Here is an 18,442-nt window from a genome sequence, read left to right on the forward strand (position 1 = left end):
ATTTCGTCCCGATCGATACGCATGAATGCAGGACCAGATCGGAATTAGACCGGACAATGGTGCCCTGCCAGTTGGGCGTTTCATATGCTAAGAAGAGTCGAGCCACGAAGACCAACGAATGAGTGTCGTTGGCTGACCCGCAGCTGCGTGACAGGGGAGGGAGTTCATGGACACGATTCTTGTCGCCAATGCCGGTTCGTCCAGCCTGAAATTCGAGCTCTTTGCGGTTGGCTCCGGCCTGACGAAGCTGGTCAAGGGCCACGTGGAGGGGATCGGGACCGCGCCATACTTCATCGTCAAGGACGCAGGCGGCGACAAGATCGTGGACAAGCGTTACTCTTCGAGCGAGGTGCCCGATCTTTCCTCTGCCATGCACCGGGTTGGAATGTGGTTGAGAGAGCAGCATGAGGGAGAGCTTGTCGCGGTTGGCCATCGTGTCGTTCATGGCGGGGCCGAGTACGGTCGCCCGGTTCGTGTCGACCGCCGCGTACTCGAAGACCTTGAGCGTTACATACCGTTGGCGCCACTTCATCAGCCCAACAATCTGGCGCTCATCGAAACCTTGCTGGAACTGCGGCCAGACCTGCCTCAAATTGCCTGCTTTGATACGGCGTTTCATCGTGGGCACGACCCTGTGACAGACCATTATGCAATTCCTGCGCATTTTTTCGCCGAGGGCGTCAGGCGATACGGCTTCCACGGGCTGTCTTATGAATATGTGGCTGGTCGTCTCCAGGAGATCGCACCGGACATCGCCAGGGGGCGGGTTATCGTTGCTCATCTTGGCAATGGTGCTTCCTTGTGCGCAATGCGAGACGGTCGCAGCCAGGAGTGTACGTTCGGTTTTACTGCCCTTGACGGGTTGCCCATGGGGACGCGATGCGGGCAGATCGACCCCGGGGTTCTGCTCTACCTGATCGAGCAAGGCAAGATGAGCTCGTCGGATCTGCAGGACATGCTCTATAATGAATCCGGGCTGAAAGGCTTGTCTGGCATCAGCAATGACGTGCGCGATCTTCTGGCGAGCGAAGATCCCGGCGCCATCCTGGCCCTCGACCATTTTGTCCATCGGATCAGCCTGAATGCAGGTTCGCTGGCTGCAGCGCTCGGTGGCCTCGACGCGTTCGTGTTTACCGCCGGGATAGGGGAGAATTCGCCTGTCATGCGCGAGCGCATCGCAACGAAGCTTGCCTGGCTGGGGGCGCAGTTGGATCCAATGCGCAACGAAAACGGTGAAACACGCTTATCGACAGACGATAGCAAAGTCGGACTCTATCTGGTGCCGACGGATGAAGAATTGATGATCGCAAGACATACGCATGGCGTCATCACCGAGAGCAATTCCTCCCTTTGACCTGTCATTTGTGCCGGTGCTGCCAGATATCGGCGACAAAATATAACCGGCTACTTCCAATTTAATCGCATGCGATATATATAAGGGGGCAAACAGCAAAGGCCAGGATTGTTCATGACCACGTCCCCAAAAATGAAAACTTCAAATCTGCCCAGTACCAAGAGCCCAGACAATTCAGGTCGCAAGCTCTCGAAATTCCTGTGCTTTGCGGTTTATTCGGCGAATCTCGCCTTTGGTCGCGCGTACAAGCCAATCCTGGATGAGCTAGGCTTGACTTACACACAGTATATTGCCCTGCAGGCTCTCTCCGAGGGAGACGAACAGACTGTTGGGGAGCTTGGTGAAAAGATGTTCCTGGAATCCAACACGCTGACGCCGATCCTCAAAAAGTTGGAGTTGGCGGGTTATGTCCGTCGCCAACGCGATGCTGCCGACGAAAGGCAGGTGCGTGTGACCCTGACGAGCGCTGGCCGCCGTCTGCTTGACACTGACCCTGCGGCATCGCTGATGGATGCCACCGGGCTGGGGGGGGCTGATTTTGCGGAAGTACAAGAGAGTGTGACGAGGCTGCGCGACAATCTCCTGCGCGCCACGAGAGCCAGGTCGGAGAAGTCGTGATCGACTTCCACATGCAAATGACCCGTCGCAATAAGCTGGCGGGTCATGGGGTCTTGAAGCAGAATGAGCATTCCATGTGAACGTTCACGGCTGCTTGTGAGAATCATTTAGTGGAAATGTCACTATACGTGCGAGCGGTTGGGCCAATTCATTGAACCGGCCCAACCGGTCCGACTAAACGAGGTTTGTCGTCACGTCGATGTTGCCGTGCGTTGCCTTGGAGTATGGGCAGATGAGGTGTGCTGCATCGAGCAGTTCACGCGCAACCGCTGGATCGATCCCCGGGACCCGCACATTGAGGCGTGCCCGCAGGAAGTAGGAGCCGTTATCGGCATTCAGGTCGATTTCCGCATCAACCTCCGTAGCTTCCGGAAGCTTGATATGCCTCTGGGCAGCGGCAGCCTCGATTGCCCCCATGTAGCATGCCGACCACGCCGCGCCGAAGAGGTTTTCGGCTGCTGGGTGCGGCTGCGGCAACTGGATCTCCAGCTTGCCATCGCTGCTGCGCGCAAATCCTTCGCGGCCACTCTTGTTGTGTGTCTTGCCGGTAAACAGAACCTTCTCAGTCATCGTAAAATCCTTTCAGTTGGTTTTAATCGCATTCGATTAATTCGGATGCGATGTAAATATGCTTCGGGCAGTGGAATGTCAAGTGCTATTTAATCGCATGCGATATTATATTCAGCGTGTGGTATTCTCAGTGCGGACTTTCACTCGGGGCTGCGACCGTACTGCGTAAGGTGAAAAGATTTTTGCGGTCAAAGCTGGCGTGAGAGAACCGAATTCCATGGAGCCTTTTCCACAAGCCTATGGCGGGTCCTTCTCGTAGGCATTCACTCCTGGCGGAAGTTGAACCCAGGAATGTCGTCGACATTCATAAACGGAATCTTGAGGTGGAGGAAAGTTTGGGTCAGCAAAGGTGCCGACCGCGACAGACACTCCAAATTTTTCGCGACCTTCTTCTGTATGAAACACATTCGTCCCGCAGATGGGGCAGAACCGGAAATTGTATCTCGCTCCCTGGTCTCCAGCGCGAACATATTCGGTCGCGGTTCCGAACACCTTATACGGGAATGCAAAACCGGCGAGAGCTGCAAAAACGCTGCCGGTACGACGCTGGCAGGCGAGGCAGTGGCAAACGCCCACGCCATTCGGTTCACCCTGAACTTCAATACACAGCTGACCGCAGGAACATGAAGCTAAACGACGCATTGGGCACCCCATCGGCAGTTCTTGATCGGGTCGATCAACATTACCAGGCCACTCCAATTTACATTATGCCTCCTTGAAGCCCTTGAAAAGGAGTGTTGCCAGAGCACCGAGTTCGATCGGGTTGTTGTCGATGTGCCAGCGGCTTCGACTGGAGCCTTGTAACAGTTACGTACTTGCGCCCCCGCGGATTGGCAAAACATGATCGCGGCACCGCTCATCGATATACGGCAAGCGGCGGACCGCCGTATCGCCAAGATCAATCACAGACCAGCGAAATATATTTCGGAAACTGACCCTTCAGATCAATGGAGAGATGTGATGAATTTCTTTCAGAAGACATGTCTTGGTTGCTTGTTTGCGATCGTTCCTCTCGGTGCAAATGCAGAGTCCACCCAAATCGGTACATTGTCATGCGACGTGTCCAAGGGCATAGGCATGTTTGTCGTCGAGAAGCAGAAGATGTCGTGTGTCTTCAAGCCGGTTAGCGGAGGTACCACCAACGCCTACACTGGTTCCATTGACCAATATGGCGTTGCGCTCGGCGAGGTCGCGGCTGGACACCTGCTCTGGAGCGTTGTGGCAGCCACCGGCGGCCCTGCAGCAGGAGCCTTGGCTGGCACCTATAGCGGCGTGGGCGCGAATGCTTCGGTCGGCGTTGGCGCAGGCGCAAACATACTGGTTGGCGGCACGGGCAAGGCATTTTCCTTGCAGCCCATCTCGGTTGAGGGCCAGGAAGGTATAAATATTGCGGGCGGCGTAACGACCGTCACGCTAAATCCGGCGCCCTGAGCGGCGGGCGACGAACCACACATCATCGGAAGATCGACGTCGTTGGAATCTCGGCGGGCATGGTTGTGCTGCTGTGACCACAACCTCGTTCACGGGGCCGATTGAACGCGTCTTGCATCGCTGAATGTTGAACCGTCACCCAGCTGCAATTCCCTCAACCGAGCCGCGTACATCTGCTGAAATCGTGGATGGCCACGCAGTGGGTCAAGGTCAGAGTCATTGTCGAACCATGACATTTGTTCTGCCGTGTTGCGCGGGACCACATGTTCAAGAAGGTCCAGAGCTTTTTCGATATCGCCGAGGATCGAGTAGGCGCAGGCGATGTTGTAATAGGCATAGACATCGTCCGGGGCAATCGCGAGAGCACGGGCCGCCCAATCCCGGGCCCGCTCCCGCTCGCCCAGATGGGCCAGCGCCAGTGCTCCCCTGTGAGCCGGGCTGGAGTTCTCGGGATGCAGCTGCAGTGCGCGTTCGGCACGTTCGATGCCGCGCTGGGCCCAGTTCTCGGTCTCGGTGACCATTCCCAGCTTTGTGTAGACCGACGTAAGAAGGATCGGTGAAACGTAGTCGTCAGGACGGATCTCTGCCGACTTTACCAGGTACTTGGCGCAAGCCTCCATCTCGCCTTGGGTGTAGAGTAATCGGGCATAGAAATAGTTCGCCTCGTAAAGCTCCGGTTCCAGTTCCAGCGCCCGCTTGAATTGTGCGATCGCTTCCGGCCTCCGATCATTGCTGTGCAAGGCAAGGCCTCGGGCCGCGTGCGCTTCGGCGAGTTCCGGATCAAGAGCCAGGGCTCTGGCACTCATCTCAAGAATGTCGTCAAGTGAAACTTCTTCGGAATGCCACCCATGCAGGGCCGAGTCACAATTGGCGATCCCGGCATAGGCACGGGCATAATGTGGGTCAAGTTCCACAGCCTTCTTGAACATCCGGCGTGCCAGCAACAGATAGGACTTTGTCCATTCGTGTGAAAATTGGCGGCCCCTAAGGTAATAGGTATAGGCCTCCACGTTCTCCGTCGGCGCCCGCGCAACAGCGGCTTTCTCCTCGGGCAGCAGTTTGACTTTCAACTCCTCGACAATGGCGCGCGTGATTTCGTCCTGGATGGCGAAAATGTCGGTCATGTTGCGATCATAGCGGTCAGCCCAAAGGTGAGCGCCGCTGGTGGCGTCAATGAGCTGACCGGTTATGCGGATTCTCTGGCCGGCTTTGCGGATGCTGCCTTCCAGCACAAACCGAATGCCAAGCTCCTGGGCCACCTGCTTCACCTTGACTGACTTGTTCTTGTAGGTGAACACCGTATTGCGTGCGACGACATGCAGTCCCGAGATCTTTGACAGGTCGGTGATGATGTCTTCCGTGATGCCGTCAGAAAAATATTCCTGCTCGGGATCGCCGCTCATATTGGTGAATGGCAGAACCGCTATCGACAATCCCAGATTGTCCTTGGCGGACACGGCTGCTGGCGGGCGCGGGCGCGACGTCGCAGAGGGATTCAGGACGATGTTGTAGACGTGTATGGCACGCTCGATGTTCTTGAGCCTGTACTCGCCGAGGTCCTCGAAAGCGAGGTCGAGCCGGCTGCCCACGTGTTCCCTAACCGAGCCCGATACGGCGATGCCACCGGGGGCGGCGATACTCTCGAGCCGCGCTGCAACGTTGACACCGTCACCGAATATATCGCCGTTCTGGACAATGACGTCTCCAAGGTTGACGCCAATACGGAACTCTATGCGCCGGTCCGGCGGGACATTTTCGTTGCGCGCTCGCATACCACGCTGGATTTCAGCGGCGCAGCCTACCGCGTTGACGACGCTGGAAAATTCGACGAGCAGGCCGTCGCCCGTCATCTTCACAATCCGCCCGTGATTTTCAGCAATCCGCAGATCGAGAAGTTCCGCCCTGTGCCCATTGAGGGCGGAAAGGGTGCCCGCTTCGTCACTGCTCATGAGCCTGCTGTATCCTGCAACATCGGCGACAAGAATGGTAGTCAGTCGACGTTCCACGCAACCTCCAGGAAAAACAACAATTGATTAGGTGGCAAGTCTATCGCAATCGCTTCGCCGCGTCGCCTGAATACATTTCTGTATGTGAAAGGTTTGTTTGGCGATCGATTGAGACAAGTCAGCGGATGAAAAACACCATCGCCATTATGGAGATCAATGCAATGGTAAATACGATGACAGCGAGGCCGGTATCACCCACATGCCTGCGATGAGGCGACACCGTCGACTTCTCGCGGCTGGGTGTCGTCTGGAAGGCAAGCAGGATAACTGCAATTGCTGCCAGCAGAAGTGTAAGATCATGCATGTTTAACAGCTTTCTTCAGCAGCTAAACACTTTATCGGGTTTGGCATAAGGTTACGATCTACGCCGACCTTTGCACTTATCAAGTTATTATAAGAATGTTTGCTGTGTGCAGTGGGCGTCACGCTTGCCTTGCTTGATGAACGCTCACGGATTCCTTCGAGAAGATTACCACGGCAAAGACCAGCACGCCGGCAAATGTTATCAGCGAAGCTATTCCGAGAAGCGGTTCCAACTGCGGATTGCCAAGCTCCATAAAGTAAAGAGCCGGAAGCATGATGACGAGGCCGATTGTATAGATGCCATAGTGAACCATGGCCAACCGCTTCTGCGCCTTTGCCGGGTTAAGAGCATAATAGCCCCCAAAGATCGCGCTCGTAACCCAGCCGAGGAGATTGACGTGAGCATGGGCTGCTATCGTCGTGTGGTTTCCCGACATGCCCATTTGCAGGCCAATCGCCAAGCCCAGTATCAGCCATACGACTGCCGTCTTGAAAAACAATTGAGAAATTTGTGGCATTGTAACCCCCTCCGATGCTTCCAAATCTGGGATAAAGAATACACGCGCGTAACTTGTCTTTCCAGCGAGTGAAGCTAAGCAGAAATGGTGAGGTCCGAAGCGCCTTAACACTCAATCGTCAAGCATGAGGGGCGGCGATGTTTTCCATTGGCGCATGTACCGTCCAGACAATGCGGTTGGAGCCGGTTCCCAGCATGCCTTCTCCCCCGAGTGACAGGGGAGTAACACGTTCCAGCACGGTCTTGCCAAAGCCTTGTTTGCGGGCGAGCTTGACAGGGGGGCCACCGGATTCAGTCCAAGCGAGATAGAATGTGCGGCCCTCGTCGCCCACGTGCCAATCGACGATGATATTGCCGCGTTCGACCGAAAATACGCCATACTTGGCAGAGTTTGTCGCCAATTCATGGAATGCTATCCCAAGATATTGAACGGCGTTCGGAAGGAGCACGATCGGCGGACCCGCCAGGGTGATGTTCGCTTCGTTTCCAAACGGTTTTACCTGTGCAAGTATCAGTTCAGAAACGGTCGCGCCACGCCATTCGGCGTGTACCAGCAGATCGTGGGATCGCGCCAGCGCCATGATTCTTTCGCGGATCTGCTGTTCGAACTCTACTGCGTTACTGGTGCGGTTACTCGTTTCACGGATCATGGACAGGATCACGGCATACTGGTTCTTCACGCGATGGTTCACCTCGCGCATCAGCATCAGGATACGCTCCTCTGTCTCCTTCCTGTCAGTTATGTCGCGTGCGATCTTGGACGCTCCGATGACAACGCCTGCCGAATTTTTTACCGGTGAGACCGTAAGTGATACATGAATTCGGCGACCATCCTTGCGCAGACGTATCGTTTCATAATGGTCAATTCGCTGGCCGGCACGGATCCGTGAAACAATGCCCGGCTCCTCCTCTGCGCGATCCAGCGGAATCAGGACAGTGATCGGGCGGCCAATTATTTCCTCGGCGGTATAGCCGAAAATTCGCTCGGCTCCCTTGTTCCAGCTTTTGATCATGCCGGTAAGGTCCTTGCTGACAATTGCATCGTCCGACGATTCAACAATTGCCGCAAGGCGCTGTACCGATTCTTCTTCCTGGGCTTGAGCACTGATATCGAGAAGCATATTGAGCGCGCCGACGATCTCGCCGTGCTTGTTACGCAGCAAAGTGGGATAAGGGAGGAACGTCACACGGCTCCCGTCCGGGCGCTCGGCAATTGCCGCCAAGCCACGCACTTCCCGCTGCTCGTGCAAGGTCACGGCCATGGGGCATTCGTCGTGGGCCATCGGCGTTCCGTCCAGCCTGTATAGTTTCCACGACCCACACCATTCATCTTCGCCGATCTTTGGTTCGCGGCCCCAAAGTTCAGCGGCTGCCTTATTATAGAAAGTAATGATGCCAGAAGTATCGGTTGTATATACCGCCGCGGGCAAGCACATGATTATCGAATCACGGCTAAAACTGTCCATGTCATGTAAAGCAGCAAGAGAGGGAGCGAATTTGCTTTGCGGAATGTCCACAATTTTTCCTGGGGCCAGATGCGGTTATTTCAAGGATAACTTAGATTCAAGAGCTATTGTTTACAATAGAATGCGGGCCGCAACCTACGTGCACGTTAAACCGCTATAATTGAGCTTGGTTCCACGTTGATTCCCAAAATTCCACATCGCACCACATTGCGCATGGACCATTCGTTACAGTGCGCAAACAGAAACATGGGCCGGTCTCAGCGGAAACCAGCCCATGCTTCAACGCAGCGCATCACATGAGATGCGTCGAATTCATGAATATCTATCTATCGATCGATTCTGGGATCGACCGTCAAACCGCAAAGACGACAGCTGCAACTGCCAGCGCGCCAAACAAAATCATTGAGCATGTCATCCAATTGGAGATATCGCCGTTTTCTTTCGTATGCCGCATCATCGCCTGTATCCTCCTGAGCGTAACCGGATGGGGACCGGTGCGTTCTCAAAAACCATCAGCACCTGCCGCTGACTGAGTTGCCAGCGATCCTTCGAATTTTGGTGATCAAGTTCTGCTGCCGGAATGCGCGGAAGGCTTAGTACCGCCATCCCGATTTCAGCTGAGGGGACTATAGCACTTTCAGGTTAGTCTCTCAATTTGTCAGACATCAACATCTCATCACATTTTGATATGCAATGAAAAGAAAGTGGTACTTCCATTTCTAGCTCGCGATCGCATCCACGAGCATAGGAAAAACCATGCGGACCATCGCGCCGCGACCGCCATGGAAGCTCTCGGGAGCATCGAGCATCTCAAGATGGCCGCCGTGATCCTCAACAATTTTCTTGACGATAGCGAGACCGAGGCCGGTACCCTTCTCCCGTGTCGTCACATATGGCTCCAGCAATTGTTGGCGATTTTCGGCGGGCAATCCCTTGCCATTGTCGAGCACGTCGACGACGACCGATGAATCGGCGCTTGCAGCGCGAACCAGGATATGGCCCTTGGCGATCGCTCCCGATTGAAGCGCCGCTTCTATCGACTCCGAAGCATTCTTGATGATGTTGCCAAATGCCTGCCCGAGGAGCCGGTTATCGAAGTTGCCAACAAGAGGCTCGCCGGCAAAATCATGCTCGAACGCGATTTGAGAATTACTGATTTCGACCAGGAAGGACGCATCCCGCAGGACGTCACGAATGTCTGTTGCAGCCAGTTGCGGCTTTGGCATGCGGGCGAACTCGGAGAACTCGTCCACCATGCGGCCTATGTCGCCGACCTGCCGTATGATCGTTTCCGTGCACTGGTCGAAGACTTCGCGGTCCTCGACGATGACTTTGCCATAGCGCCGGCGAATGCGTTCGGCGGAAAGCTGGATCGGTGTCAGCGGATTCTTGATTTCATGGGCAATGCGCCGGGCAACATCCGCCCATGCCGATGAGCGATGGGCGGCGACGAGGTCGGTGATGTCGTCGACAGTCACGACATAGGAGGTGTTCTTCGTGTCGGCGTCTTCCCTCGTGATCTGGACATTGAACGAGCGGACAATGCCCCCGCGTGTCATGTTGATCTGCTTGCGGCTGGAGGAGCGTCCGTTTTCGCGCGCCGCCTCGAATACGGAGCCGATCTCAGGCGAGAGCTGGCCAAGCGTCTTGCCAATTGCCTGTTCGCTGGAGATTGCGAGCATCGATTCTGCCGGGCGATTGAGGCCGGCAATGTGCCCTTGTGCGTTGACGCTGATCACACCGGCCGTAACGCCTGACAGGACGGCCTCGGTGAAACGCCTCCGCTCATCGATCTCATCCTTTGCTGAGATCAGGTCGCTGTGCTGGGTTTTCAGTTGTTCCACCATGTTGTTGAACGTATGGGCGAGCGAACCGATGTCGCCATCGGATCCCCGTACTGGCACCGAGACGTTAAAATTGCCGGTCGCAACATCTTCCGCAGCGCCGATCAGCAGACGGATTGGCTGAACGACCCGATTTGCGACGGCTATGCCGGTCCAAACGGCCGTGAGCAAAAGCAGCAGGGTCAACTCGATATAGAGCAGCGCATAAGCGATCTGCGTGTTGGATCGGTTGCTCGCCAGCGACTGATACTCGACGTTGTTGTCGTTCATGACGCGCATGTTGTCCAACGCCGAAGAATCGACGGCGCGTATCGTGTAGAGATACAGATCCGGGAGGTTCTGGGTCTTGATGACTGCGCCGACCAGATTGGTGGCGCCCGGCGGTATCAGCACGGGCTTGTCGCCTGCTGCACCTTTCAAAGCCTCCAGGGGAACGGCGGGAAGTGTGTGATCGTTGAACAGCTGGGCGCTGACGACAACTTCCCCGGTGGATTTTACAAGCGACGCACCGAGCAGATTGTTGCGTCCGGCATCGTAGGTCAGCCAATCCGAGAACGCTCCGCGGTCAAGACTGTAGAGCATCCGGCGTTGATCCAGATCGATCACCATCGAAAGCGTGGTCGTCAAAAGGCTCTGCGCATTGTCTTCCGTATAGGATTGCGCCGCCTTGATCGACATGTCGATAATCTGATTATTCGCTGGATTGATCCATGAATTCAAACGGTTATCGAGAACAATCAGTGAAAAGAGCGCGACGATGATCGAGGGTATCGAGGCAATCAAAGCAAAGATGATTGTGATGTTGGTGTGCAGGTCCCGATTCTTGGCCTTGCTCTTGAACAGGAACAGCTTTCTCAGTGTCGCGTAAGACAGGTAGATAAGCACCAGGATCGAAATCGCGTTGGCGGCAATGATGAACTGCGTTATCTGCTGCGTCGGCGAAATATTGGTAATGCCCATCATGACGATGAACGAAACAATTGTCATCGCCAGGACCAGGAGCGTCATGATCAACGCGCCTCGTGGCAGAACCTGTTGCTTCAAGTTGGTCTCGCTGGAGGACATCCATTTGCCTCGTTGGGTGCACCGCCTGTTCGCGGTGGACCATATTTTCCTAGTCGATTATCGGTGATGAAGCTGCTTGTAAAGGAACCATGCTTTACGGCTGCGCTTTGCAGCAAGCGCCTTGGCAAACGTTGCCATTGTGTCACGAATAATATTGGAGCAGTGCATGACCACCCGTACGATCCTGCGATTTCCGCACCCCGCTTTGCGTTCGCGTGCAGAGCCAATCGACGTATTCGGTGACGATCTGCAAATATTGGCACAGGATCTGCTGGTCACCATGCGTGCGGCTCCCGGGATCGGGATCACCGCACCACACGTCGGCGTCCTCAGACGTCTGGTCGTGATCGAGCTGCCAGGTGAAAAGCCGCGGTTCTACGTCAATCCCGTGATCGAATGGGCATCTACCGAAACGAGCCGGTATGAGGAAGGAAGCGTTTCGATGCCAGGTGTGTCCGACGAGATAGAGCGGCCGTCATCTGTCCGGGTCGGCTATCAGGACCTTTCCGGTACCACGCAGGTTGAAGAGGCAAGTGGCCTGCTGTCGGTTTGCCTGCAGCATGAGATCGATCAACTGGACGGACTGTTCTGGATATACCGATTGTCGAAATTGAAGCGTGACCGACTGATCAAGCGCTTTGACAAGCTGCACCGTGCATCGAACGGGTAGGGCGCCTTTCAGCGGTGAATGGGATCTTTCCACAGGACGCCCTCGGGCTTCTCCACCGGCTCTATATCAAGATTGACGACAACCGGTTCCTGGCCGGAACGGACGACGACACACTCCAGTTCATCATCCGGACTGGCATTTATCTCCTGGTGCGGGACATAGGGAGGGACAAAAATGAAATCGCCTGGTCCGGCTTCGGCTACATATTCAAGTTGCTCGCCCCAGCGCATCCGAGCCCGGCCCTTCACCACGTAGATAATACTTTCAAGGTCACCGTGGTGGTGGGCGCCGGTCTTGGCATTGGCGTGAATGTGCACGGTCCCGGCCCAGATTTTCTCCGCGCCGGCGCGGGCACGATCCACGGCGGTAGCTCGGTTCATGCCCGGCGTTTGAGCCGTGTTTGGATCGAGGGAGTTACCCGGGATAACCTTGACGCCATGTTCCCTCCAGTCGATCGGTCCGTGATTGGCGCCTCCTCCGCCTTGATGGTGTTCGCCTGACAAGGTTGCCTCCTGATTATAGTGGATGGCCGCGTAGTCTAGTGCCCAATGCTGCATCATGCCAGATCAGGCACAATGACAAATAATTTAACCTCTGCCCTGAGTATTTGTCTTGACGGTTTAGCTCTTGCCTCGCCAAAGTGATTAACTGCGGTGCGATCGTTCCGCCACTGACAGAAGCTGGGTGATGCCAATCAGTAAATCGCGACAGTCACCGTTCGATACCCGGAATGAGCGCGGTGGCGATCGTTTGCTGCAGATCGAAGCAGTGTATGACAAGGTTCCTGTCGGTCTGTGCTACCTCAACCGCAACGGCGTCTTCGTTACGGTGAACGATCAACTTTCCCGAATGCTCGGTGTCGCCAGCGAAATAGCTGTTGGCCGGTCAGTCGAGGATATCGTGCCGGATCATGCGCATTTGCTGCGTGATTGCCTTCAAGCTGCTCTGGTTGGCGCGCAAATTCCCGACCAGGAGATCCGGCGCGGTGAGGAAACGTTCATGGTTTCATCAGCGTCCGTTACCAATGACCTTGGCGAGATTGCTGGCATCTCGGTGGCCTACACCGACATCTCCAATGTAAAATCAATTGCGCACAAGTTGCAGGAGATCGAGCAGCGAACCACCTATGCGCTCGAAAGCGCTGGTCAGTGGATATGGGACCTGAACATCGCCACGATGCGTGTTTGGCGCTCGCCCCAGTACAGGATACTTCTTGGCCTCGATCCAAACGGCGCGGAAAGCGCGAGTGTTGCCTGGGATATCGTTCATCCCGACGACAAAGAACGCGCGATCGAGGCATTTGAAGACGCCGTAAGCGGTCGCACACCGCATTTTGAGGCAGTTTACCGTGTCCCGCGCGGCAAAGGCGGCCACGCCTGGATATTAAGCCGCGGCAAGATTGTCGAGTATGGGCCCGACGGCGCGCCGTTGCGTCTGCTTGCGACAAGCGTCGACATCAGCATGCAGAAGCATATCGAGGAGCAGCTCAGCACGACCGTTCAGTTGCGGCTGGAACTGGAACAGAAACTTCTCGAAGCAAATCGCAAGTTAAAGAACCAGTCAGAGCGCGATCACCTGACTAACCTGCCTAACCGCCGGAAGTTCAATCATCTATTGAAGCGGGAATTCGCCCGCGCAACCGAAAATGCCGACTTGCTGGCTATTCTGATGATCGATATCGATCATTTCAAAGCTTATAACGATTTCTACGGGCACCTGGCTGGAGACAAGTGCCTGGTACATGTCGGGCGTGCCCTGAACAAGGTCATCAAGCAAAATGACGGCTCGGTTGCCCGCTTCGGCGGAGAAGAGTTTGCCGCGCTGATCTCAGGTGTCACGACGGAGCAAGCCGCCACAATCGCAACGCAAATGTTGAATGCTGTCGCCGCCATGCAAATGGAGCATCGCGGAAGTTCCACCGGACAAATATCTGTCAGCATCGGCATTGCCGTATTCGATGATGAGAACCGGGATACCATCGGCGGACCGGACGATATTCTGAACCGGGCAGACAGTGCGCTCTACCAGTCCAAACGCGATGGGCGCGGACGACTGAGCATTTGGGGTAATTCTGCAAGGTAACGTCTGGACCGTATCGATCGGCTGGCCAGGGCAGTAGTTCATTTCATAACGTCGCTTTCCAGTGCGGGAGCGCAATACCTTTCTCCAACCGGAAGGCCCGGGCGGGGCAAAAAATATCCATTTTCTCCCGTGCATCAGAAACGCAAATCATTGACTTATTTCAGCGAATAACATCGACTAAAGTACAATGCTGTTAATCAGCATACCTTGAAAAGCTGGGTAGTCATGACGGTCGTGCGAAATCTTTTGTGGGCGCCAACAATAGGTTTATCCTGGTTGTGGGGGCTTGGGTTCTTTTACTCGATCCATGTCACACTGACCTACGGCTGGCTTGGTTTCTTCGGATTTGCGATCGCCAACGTCGGTGGTCTGTGGCTCTTCGGCTATATTCTGGGCCGGACCAAGCGCTCGCCAGACGAAATCATCAAGGATATCGAAGGCCGGTATGCCGGGGTGTTCCTGCTTTTCCAGATGGCTGCACTGGTGGTGACGATCTTTGGATTTGTCGCTTATCTCTGGCAACCGATTGTTGGTGAAGGCTCGGCGCTTGGTGTAGCCCTGTTGCTCCTGTTCGCCTGCGCCATCGGTCACGCGCTGTCGCTGCAGCAACTGAAGCTGTTGCACATTCTTTACACGGTGATAGGCGTTGCGGCAGGCATTGTTCTGCTCGTTGGCCTGCGACAAACATCGAATTATCCGGGGGTTCCCCTCGAGCATTTCGACAGCCGCTTCTACGGGCTGATCATGCCGACTCTCGTCGGATTCCTGTTAGGGCCCTGGCTCGATATCCAGCACTGGCAGCGGGCCGTTGTCATCAAGCGTGAAGGCGGCAATGTGGGTTTGGCATATGGCGCCGGCGCGTTGCTGTTTTTTGGCTTCCTTTATCTGAATGCATTGACCGCGTCCGCGGTCGGCCCTATCGGCAGCATTCTTTCCATCGATGGCCTGCCGAGCGCTCAGGGTGCGGTTTCTGCGGCAACCGTGCTTGCTGCGGAGAATGGTCAGTCTTATCTAGCGATCGCCTTTGTCATCTGGACCGTAATTGCGCTGGCTTCAACGGTGGACAGCTTCTATTGCGCAACGTCCTGGTTTCTCAAGGGCAAGCATTTGCGCAGCAATAGTCCGCTGCTCGCGTTGATCCCGGATGGCATCGCCTCCTCGCCACTCTGGCTCCTGATTGGCGCCACGTGGGTAGCCTTTACGGCCGTTCCCGCGAATTTCTCGCTTATGTACTTCATGATGCCCTTTGCGACCTTATTCATCAGCGCATCGGCCAACCTGGTATGCGAGTCTCTGGGGGCAAAACCGAAGTTCGATCCGGTGCTCAGTTTCCTGATCGGGTGTGGTTCATCGCTCATATTTGTGATCGGCTATATCCAGCCGGTACCGGGTTTCCTCTTTATCGCGCCTTTCATAGGTTTGATCGGTGCTTTACCCGCCATCATCGAACTGATCGGGCCGCAGGGAAGGGCCGTGCCAGTCGAGATTGTCGACCAACCCATTCGAATGATGACGCCGTCTCCCCTTGCCGGGACGCCCGGAACCGACGAAATCTCGCCATCGCATGGTTTTGACGGTGAATGGTTCGTGATGCAGCTGGTGCCGACCTACGACGATACAAACTCGGTCGGCAATGTGTACTTCGCCAACTACGTCCGCTGGGTAGGGAAGGCGCGTGAGCTGTTCTTCAACGTCTGTATGCCGGATTTTGATTTGGCGACCACGCGGTTCTACATCCTGACGCGTTCATTCACCCATGATTACCGTCGTGAGTCGAAGGAGTTCGAACAGATCACTGTCCGCATCAAGATCGCGCGCCATAACCGGAAATTCGTGACACTGCAGCATGAAATTCACAGCGCCGCCCAAGGATTGCTGGGGCACGGCGAGCAATCTCTCATGTTTGTTGACAGGGAGCATTATAACCCTCTCGATATACCGGGCGAGGTGATCAAGGGCTTCCTTCCTTATTGGCCGAAGGATTCGCGACTGTCTCCGAACTATCGTCCCAAGATCCAGGAAGTGACCAAACGCCAGGCATGACACGGTAGTGCTGGTTGCCACCATCGCTCTGCATTTGGCAAGAACTGTCGCGGACAGGTTGGGCTGGCAGATCGCGTTGGATGCCGCTCTGCGCAATAGACCTTCCCGGAATGGTGAGCTGTTCTAGCTTGCGACCTGGTAGCGGTCGCGGTCAAAGGCCAGCAGTTCAAAAGTCTTCTCGACGGGCTCTGCAGGACTGAACAGGAACCCTTGGACCTGATCGCAACCTTCTTTCTGAAGGCATGCAAGCTGCTCGCGCGTTTCAACGCCTTCGGCGGTGATCTTCATTCCCATGCTGGCACCAAGACCCATCACGGCGCGAATAATGGCCAGGCTACCCCTGTTGTGGGGAAGGTCGCGGACAAACGACTGGTCAATCTTGATTTTGTCAAAAGGCATTTTACGCAGATAGCTCAAGCTGGAATAACCTGTACCAAAATCATCGAGAGCAATGCTTACGCCCATGGCGCGGAACTGGCGCAACAATGAAATTGCTGCGACGTTGGCCTCGAGGAATACGGACTCGGTGATTTCCAGTTCGAGACGATTTGGTTTGAGCTTGTTTTTGGACAGAGCTTCACGAACGATGGATGCGAGGTCGGAGTGCCGGAACTGGATCGCCGAGATATTGATCGCGACATGAATATCCTGCGGCCATGACACAGCAATGCGGCATGCTTCCTGAATGATCCATTCCCCAAGCGGAATGATATTGCCGGTTTCTTCGGCGATGGGAATAAAGATCGTCGGCGAGATGAACCCGTGCACCGGGTGTTTCCAGCGAAGCAGGGTTTCGAACCCGACAGTCTTCAGCGTCTGTGCGGAGACAATTGGCTGGAAATGCAGAATGAATTCGCCCCGGGCCAAAGCCCCGCGTAAGTCCATGGCGAGTGCGCGCTTGGCCTCGATACGCGCGTCCATTTCGACCTCGTAGAAGCGAAAGCTGTTACGACCTTCGTTCTTGGTGCGGTAGAGGGCGAGATCGGCACAGCGCATGATGTCATTGACGCTGTCCGTTGGCGCAATGGCGATGCCGACGCTTATGTGGATGTTGATCTGAATGCCATCGATCCAGAACGGCTGGGAGATGCTCTGAACCAGTTGTTCTGCAAGTTCCGTGGCGGCTGCCTGGTCGGCTCCGCGCGCAAGAATCGCAAATTCATCTCCGGACAGCCGGGCAACCACGTAGGTTGCAGGCGAGGAATTGCGCAGTCGCTCTGCCACCTGTTTCAGAAGCTGGTCGCCGATCCCATGGCCGAAGCTGTCATTGACGGTCTTGAACTCGTCAAGATCGATACAAAAGACCGCAAAGCTGCGCAGTCCCTTCTCAAGGTCCTTCGTCGCCTGGCTAAGCTGGTCCGTGAACAGCGTGCGGTTCGGCAAATCTGTCAGCACATCATAACGTGCAAGATAGGATAGCTGATCGTCCGATTGCTTCGCGGCAGTCACGTCCGAGCCCACGCCACGATAACCGACGAACTGGCCCGCATTGTCAAAGATTGCCTTGCCCGTCAGCGACCACCAGCGCGTTTCACCCTTGATGTTGATCGGCAGGATATGGTTGCGAAACGTCGTGCGGTTTTCGATAGCCTGCCAAATCGAACCGACTTTGACCGCTTCCTCCGCATGCGACTGGTCAATCTTGAACAGTTGCGCAAACGGCATCCCCTGCAATTCTTTGGTCGTCTTTGCCGCGATCTGGGCGAGGCGAGGGGAAGTATGCTGGAGTTTGAGATCCGCGTCGGTTTCCCATATCCAGTCGCTGGCATTCTCTTCGAAATCATACAAAAGCAGGCTGATGACTTCCTTCTGCTGCTCGACCTTGATCTGGTCGAGAGTACGCATCACGATGAGATTGCTCATGTGAACGATGGTGAAGAGAATGAACAGGGCATAGAAAGCCAGAAGAATTGCAATAAAAAGAAAAAAATCTTCGCCCGTGGATGCGAGTGCAAAAAAGGAGCCAGTGATGATGGTGCCCGAATAGGCAATCGCGGCCAAGGGCACAACGGCCACTCCTATGCCGGTCGCCATCAGGCCGGCCGCAGTGCACGCGATCAACAGTCGATGATAAGCGTCCGCATCAAGAAACAGCATTAAAGGAATGCTGGCGAGGCAGATTCCATAGAGCGACGACACGATGATCAGATATTTGATCGCGTCGAAGCTGAGTTCCTTGACCTTCGGCACCTTGTACCACTGCCAGCAGGCAATGAGCGACCCCACAGTCAGAAGGGCAACGACAGTGGCAACTCCAGCCAGGTAGACACGGGGACCGAGATTCCAAAAGACAAACGAGACGACGAACACCACGCACATCGCGACGAGCACGGTAAAAGGCGCGAGTCTCAATGCCACATCCATCTGTTCGGCATAGACACGGCGCTTGACCGCCGGGTTTATGGCCCCGCGCATTCCGAACATGGCTCGGATCGCGTCAAAGGTATGAAAGTTGGACAGTCGCACGCAAAGA

Annotated in this window: 15 protein-coding genes; 6 read left to right on the forward strand and 9 right to left on the reverse strand. The window is 55.3% G+C overall.

The genetic code is table 11. From position 1 onward, the window contains the following. Nucleotides 1-166: 166 nt before the first annotated feature. Nucleotides 167-1,354 carry an acetate/propionate family kinase gene (locus K9U38_RS18580; protein ID WP_224495842.1) on the forward strand — a complete coding sequence of 396 codons (1,188 nt, stop codon included), beginning with the start codon at nucleotides 167-169 and terminating at the stop codon, nucleotides 1,352-1,354. A gap of 114 nt (nucleotides 1,355-1,468) precedes the next feature. Further along, nucleotides 1,469-1,972 carry a MarR family winged helix-turn-helix transcriptional regulator gene (locus K9U38_RS18585; protein ID WP_370631992.1) on the forward strand — a complete coding sequence of 168 codons (504 nt, stop codon included), beginning with the start codon at nucleotides 1,469-1,471 and terminating at the stop codon, nucleotides 1,970-1,972. A 174-nt stretch (nucleotides 1,973-2,146) separates the two neighbouring features. Here K9U38_RS18585 and K9U38_RS18590 read toward each other — a convergent pair whose 3' ends face one another. Both K9U38_RS18590 and K9U38_RS18595 read right to left on the reverse strand, forming a co-directional pair. Continuing rightward, a complete protein-coding gene (locus tag K9U38_RS18590; protein WP_224495843.1) occupies nucleotides 2,147-2,542 on the reverse strand; it encodes an Ohr family peroxiredoxin in 396 nt (131 codons plus the stop codon). A gap of 237 nt (nucleotides 2,543-2,779) precedes the next feature. Continuing rightward, nucleotides 2,780-3,196, reverse strand: coding sequence for a GFA family protein (locus tag K9U38_RS18595; RefSeq protein ID WP_370631994.1), 417 nt, complete (start codon nucleotides 3,194-3,196; stop codon nucleotides 2,780-2,782). A 306-nt stretch (nucleotides 3,197-3,502) separates the two neighbouring features. Between K9U38_RS18595 and K9U38_RS18600 the strand changes: the two genes are divergently transcribed. Next, nucleotides 3,503-3,973 (forward strand): DUF992 domain-containing protein, encoded by a 471-nt coding sequence (locus K9U38_RS18600; protein WP_224495845.1) that lies wholly within the window; start codon nucleotides 3,503-3,505, stop codon nucleotides 3,971-3,973. Nucleotides 3,974-4,062: 89 nt separating this feature from the next. On the opposite strand, the gene K9U38_RS18605 is transcribed toward K9U38_RS18600, so the two are convergent. The 5 genes from K9U38_RS18605 to K9U38_RS18625 form a co-directional block, all read right to left on the reverse strand. Beyond that, nucleotides 4,063-5,979: a TPR end-of-group domain-containing protein gene (locus tag K9U38_RS18605; RefSeq protein ID WP_224495846.1), complete on the reverse strand. Its 1,917-nt coding sequence runs from the start codon at nucleotides 5,977-5,979 to the stop codon at nucleotides 4,063-4,065. Nucleotides 5,980-6,097: 118 nt separating this feature from the next. Then, complete coding sequence (locus K9U38_RS18610) at nucleotides 6,098-6,283, reverse strand: hypothetical protein (protein WP_224495847.1); 186 nt, start codon at nucleotides 6,281-6,283, stop codon at nucleotides 6,098-6,100. A 118-nt stretch (nucleotides 6,284-6,401) separates the two neighbouring features. Continuing rightward, nucleotides 6,402-6,800: a hypothetical protein gene (locus tag K9U38_RS18615; protein WP_224495848.1), complete on the reverse strand. Its 399-nt coding sequence runs from the start codon at nucleotides 6,798-6,800 to the stop codon at nucleotides 6,402-6,404. Nucleotides 6,801-6,918: 118 nt separating this feature from the next. Next, nucleotides 6,919-8,265, reverse strand: a complete 1,347-nt coding sequence (locus K9U38_RS18620; protein ID WP_370631993.1) for a PAS domain-containing HWE histidine kinase family protein — start codon at nucleotides 8,263-8,265, stop codon at nucleotides 6,919-6,921. A 719-nt stretch (nucleotides 8,266-8,984) separates the two neighbouring features. Further along, on the reverse strand, nucleotides 8,985-11,117 hold the full coding sequence (locus tag K9U38_RS18625; RefSeq protein ID WP_255607418.1) for a sensor histidine kinase: 2,133 nt from the start codon (nucleotides 11,115-11,117) through the stop codon (nucleotides 8,985-8,987). Between the two features lie 223 nt (nucleotides 11,118-11,340). Here K9U38_RS18625 and K9U38_RS18630 point away from each other — a divergent pair, with 223 nt between their 5' ends. Beyond that, nucleotides 11,341-11,844, forward strand: a complete 504-nt coding sequence (locus tag K9U38_RS18630; RefSeq protein WP_224495851.1) for a peptide deformylase — start codon at nucleotides 11,341-11,343, stop codon at nucleotides 11,842-11,844. Between the two features lie 8 nt (nucleotides 11,845-11,852). On the opposite strand, the gene K9U38_RS18635 is transcribed toward K9U38_RS18630, so the two are convergent. Then, complete coding sequence (locus tag K9U38_RS18635) at nucleotides 11,853-12,404, reverse strand: cupin domain-containing protein (RefSeq protein WP_224495852.1); 552 nt, start codon at nucleotides 12,402-12,404, stop codon at nucleotides 11,853-11,855. 127 nt (nucleotides 12,405-12,531) lie between these two features. Here K9U38_RS18635 and K9U38_RS18640 point away from each other — a divergent pair, with 127 nt between their 5' ends. Together K9U38_RS18640 and K9U38_RS18645 are read left to right on the forward strand one after the other, a co-directional pair. Then, on the forward strand, nucleotides 12,532-13,926 hold the full coding sequence (locus K9U38_RS18640) for a sensor domain-containing diguanylate cyclase (RefSeq protein ID WP_224495853.1): 1,395 nt from the start codon (nucleotides 12,532-12,534) through the stop codon (nucleotides 13,924-13,926). Between the two features lie 225 nt (nucleotides 13,927-14,151). Then, nucleotides 14,152-15,969 (forward strand): acyl-CoA thioesterase, encoded by a 1,818-nt coding sequence (locus K9U38_RS18645; RefSeq protein ID WP_224495854.1) that lies wholly within the window; start codon nucleotides 14,152-14,154, stop codon nucleotides 15,967-15,969. 123 nt (nucleotides 15,970-16,092) lie between these two features. Here the strand turns inward: K9U38_RS18645 and K9U38_RS18650 are convergent, their stop codons facing one another. Then, nucleotides 16,093-18,435: a putative bifunctional diguanylate cyclase/phosphodiesterase gene (locus K9U38_RS18650; protein WP_224495855.1), complete on the reverse strand. Its 2,343-nt coding sequence runs from the start codon at nucleotides 18,433-18,435 to the stop codon at nucleotides 16,093-16,095. Nucleotides 18,436-18,442 lie beyond the last annotated feature (7 nt).

The organism is Phyllobacterium lublinensis (assembly GCF_020164435.1).
GTDB lineage: Bacteria > Pseudomonadota > Alphaproteobacteria > Rhizobiales > Rhizobiaceae > Phyllobacterium > Phyllobacterium lublinensis.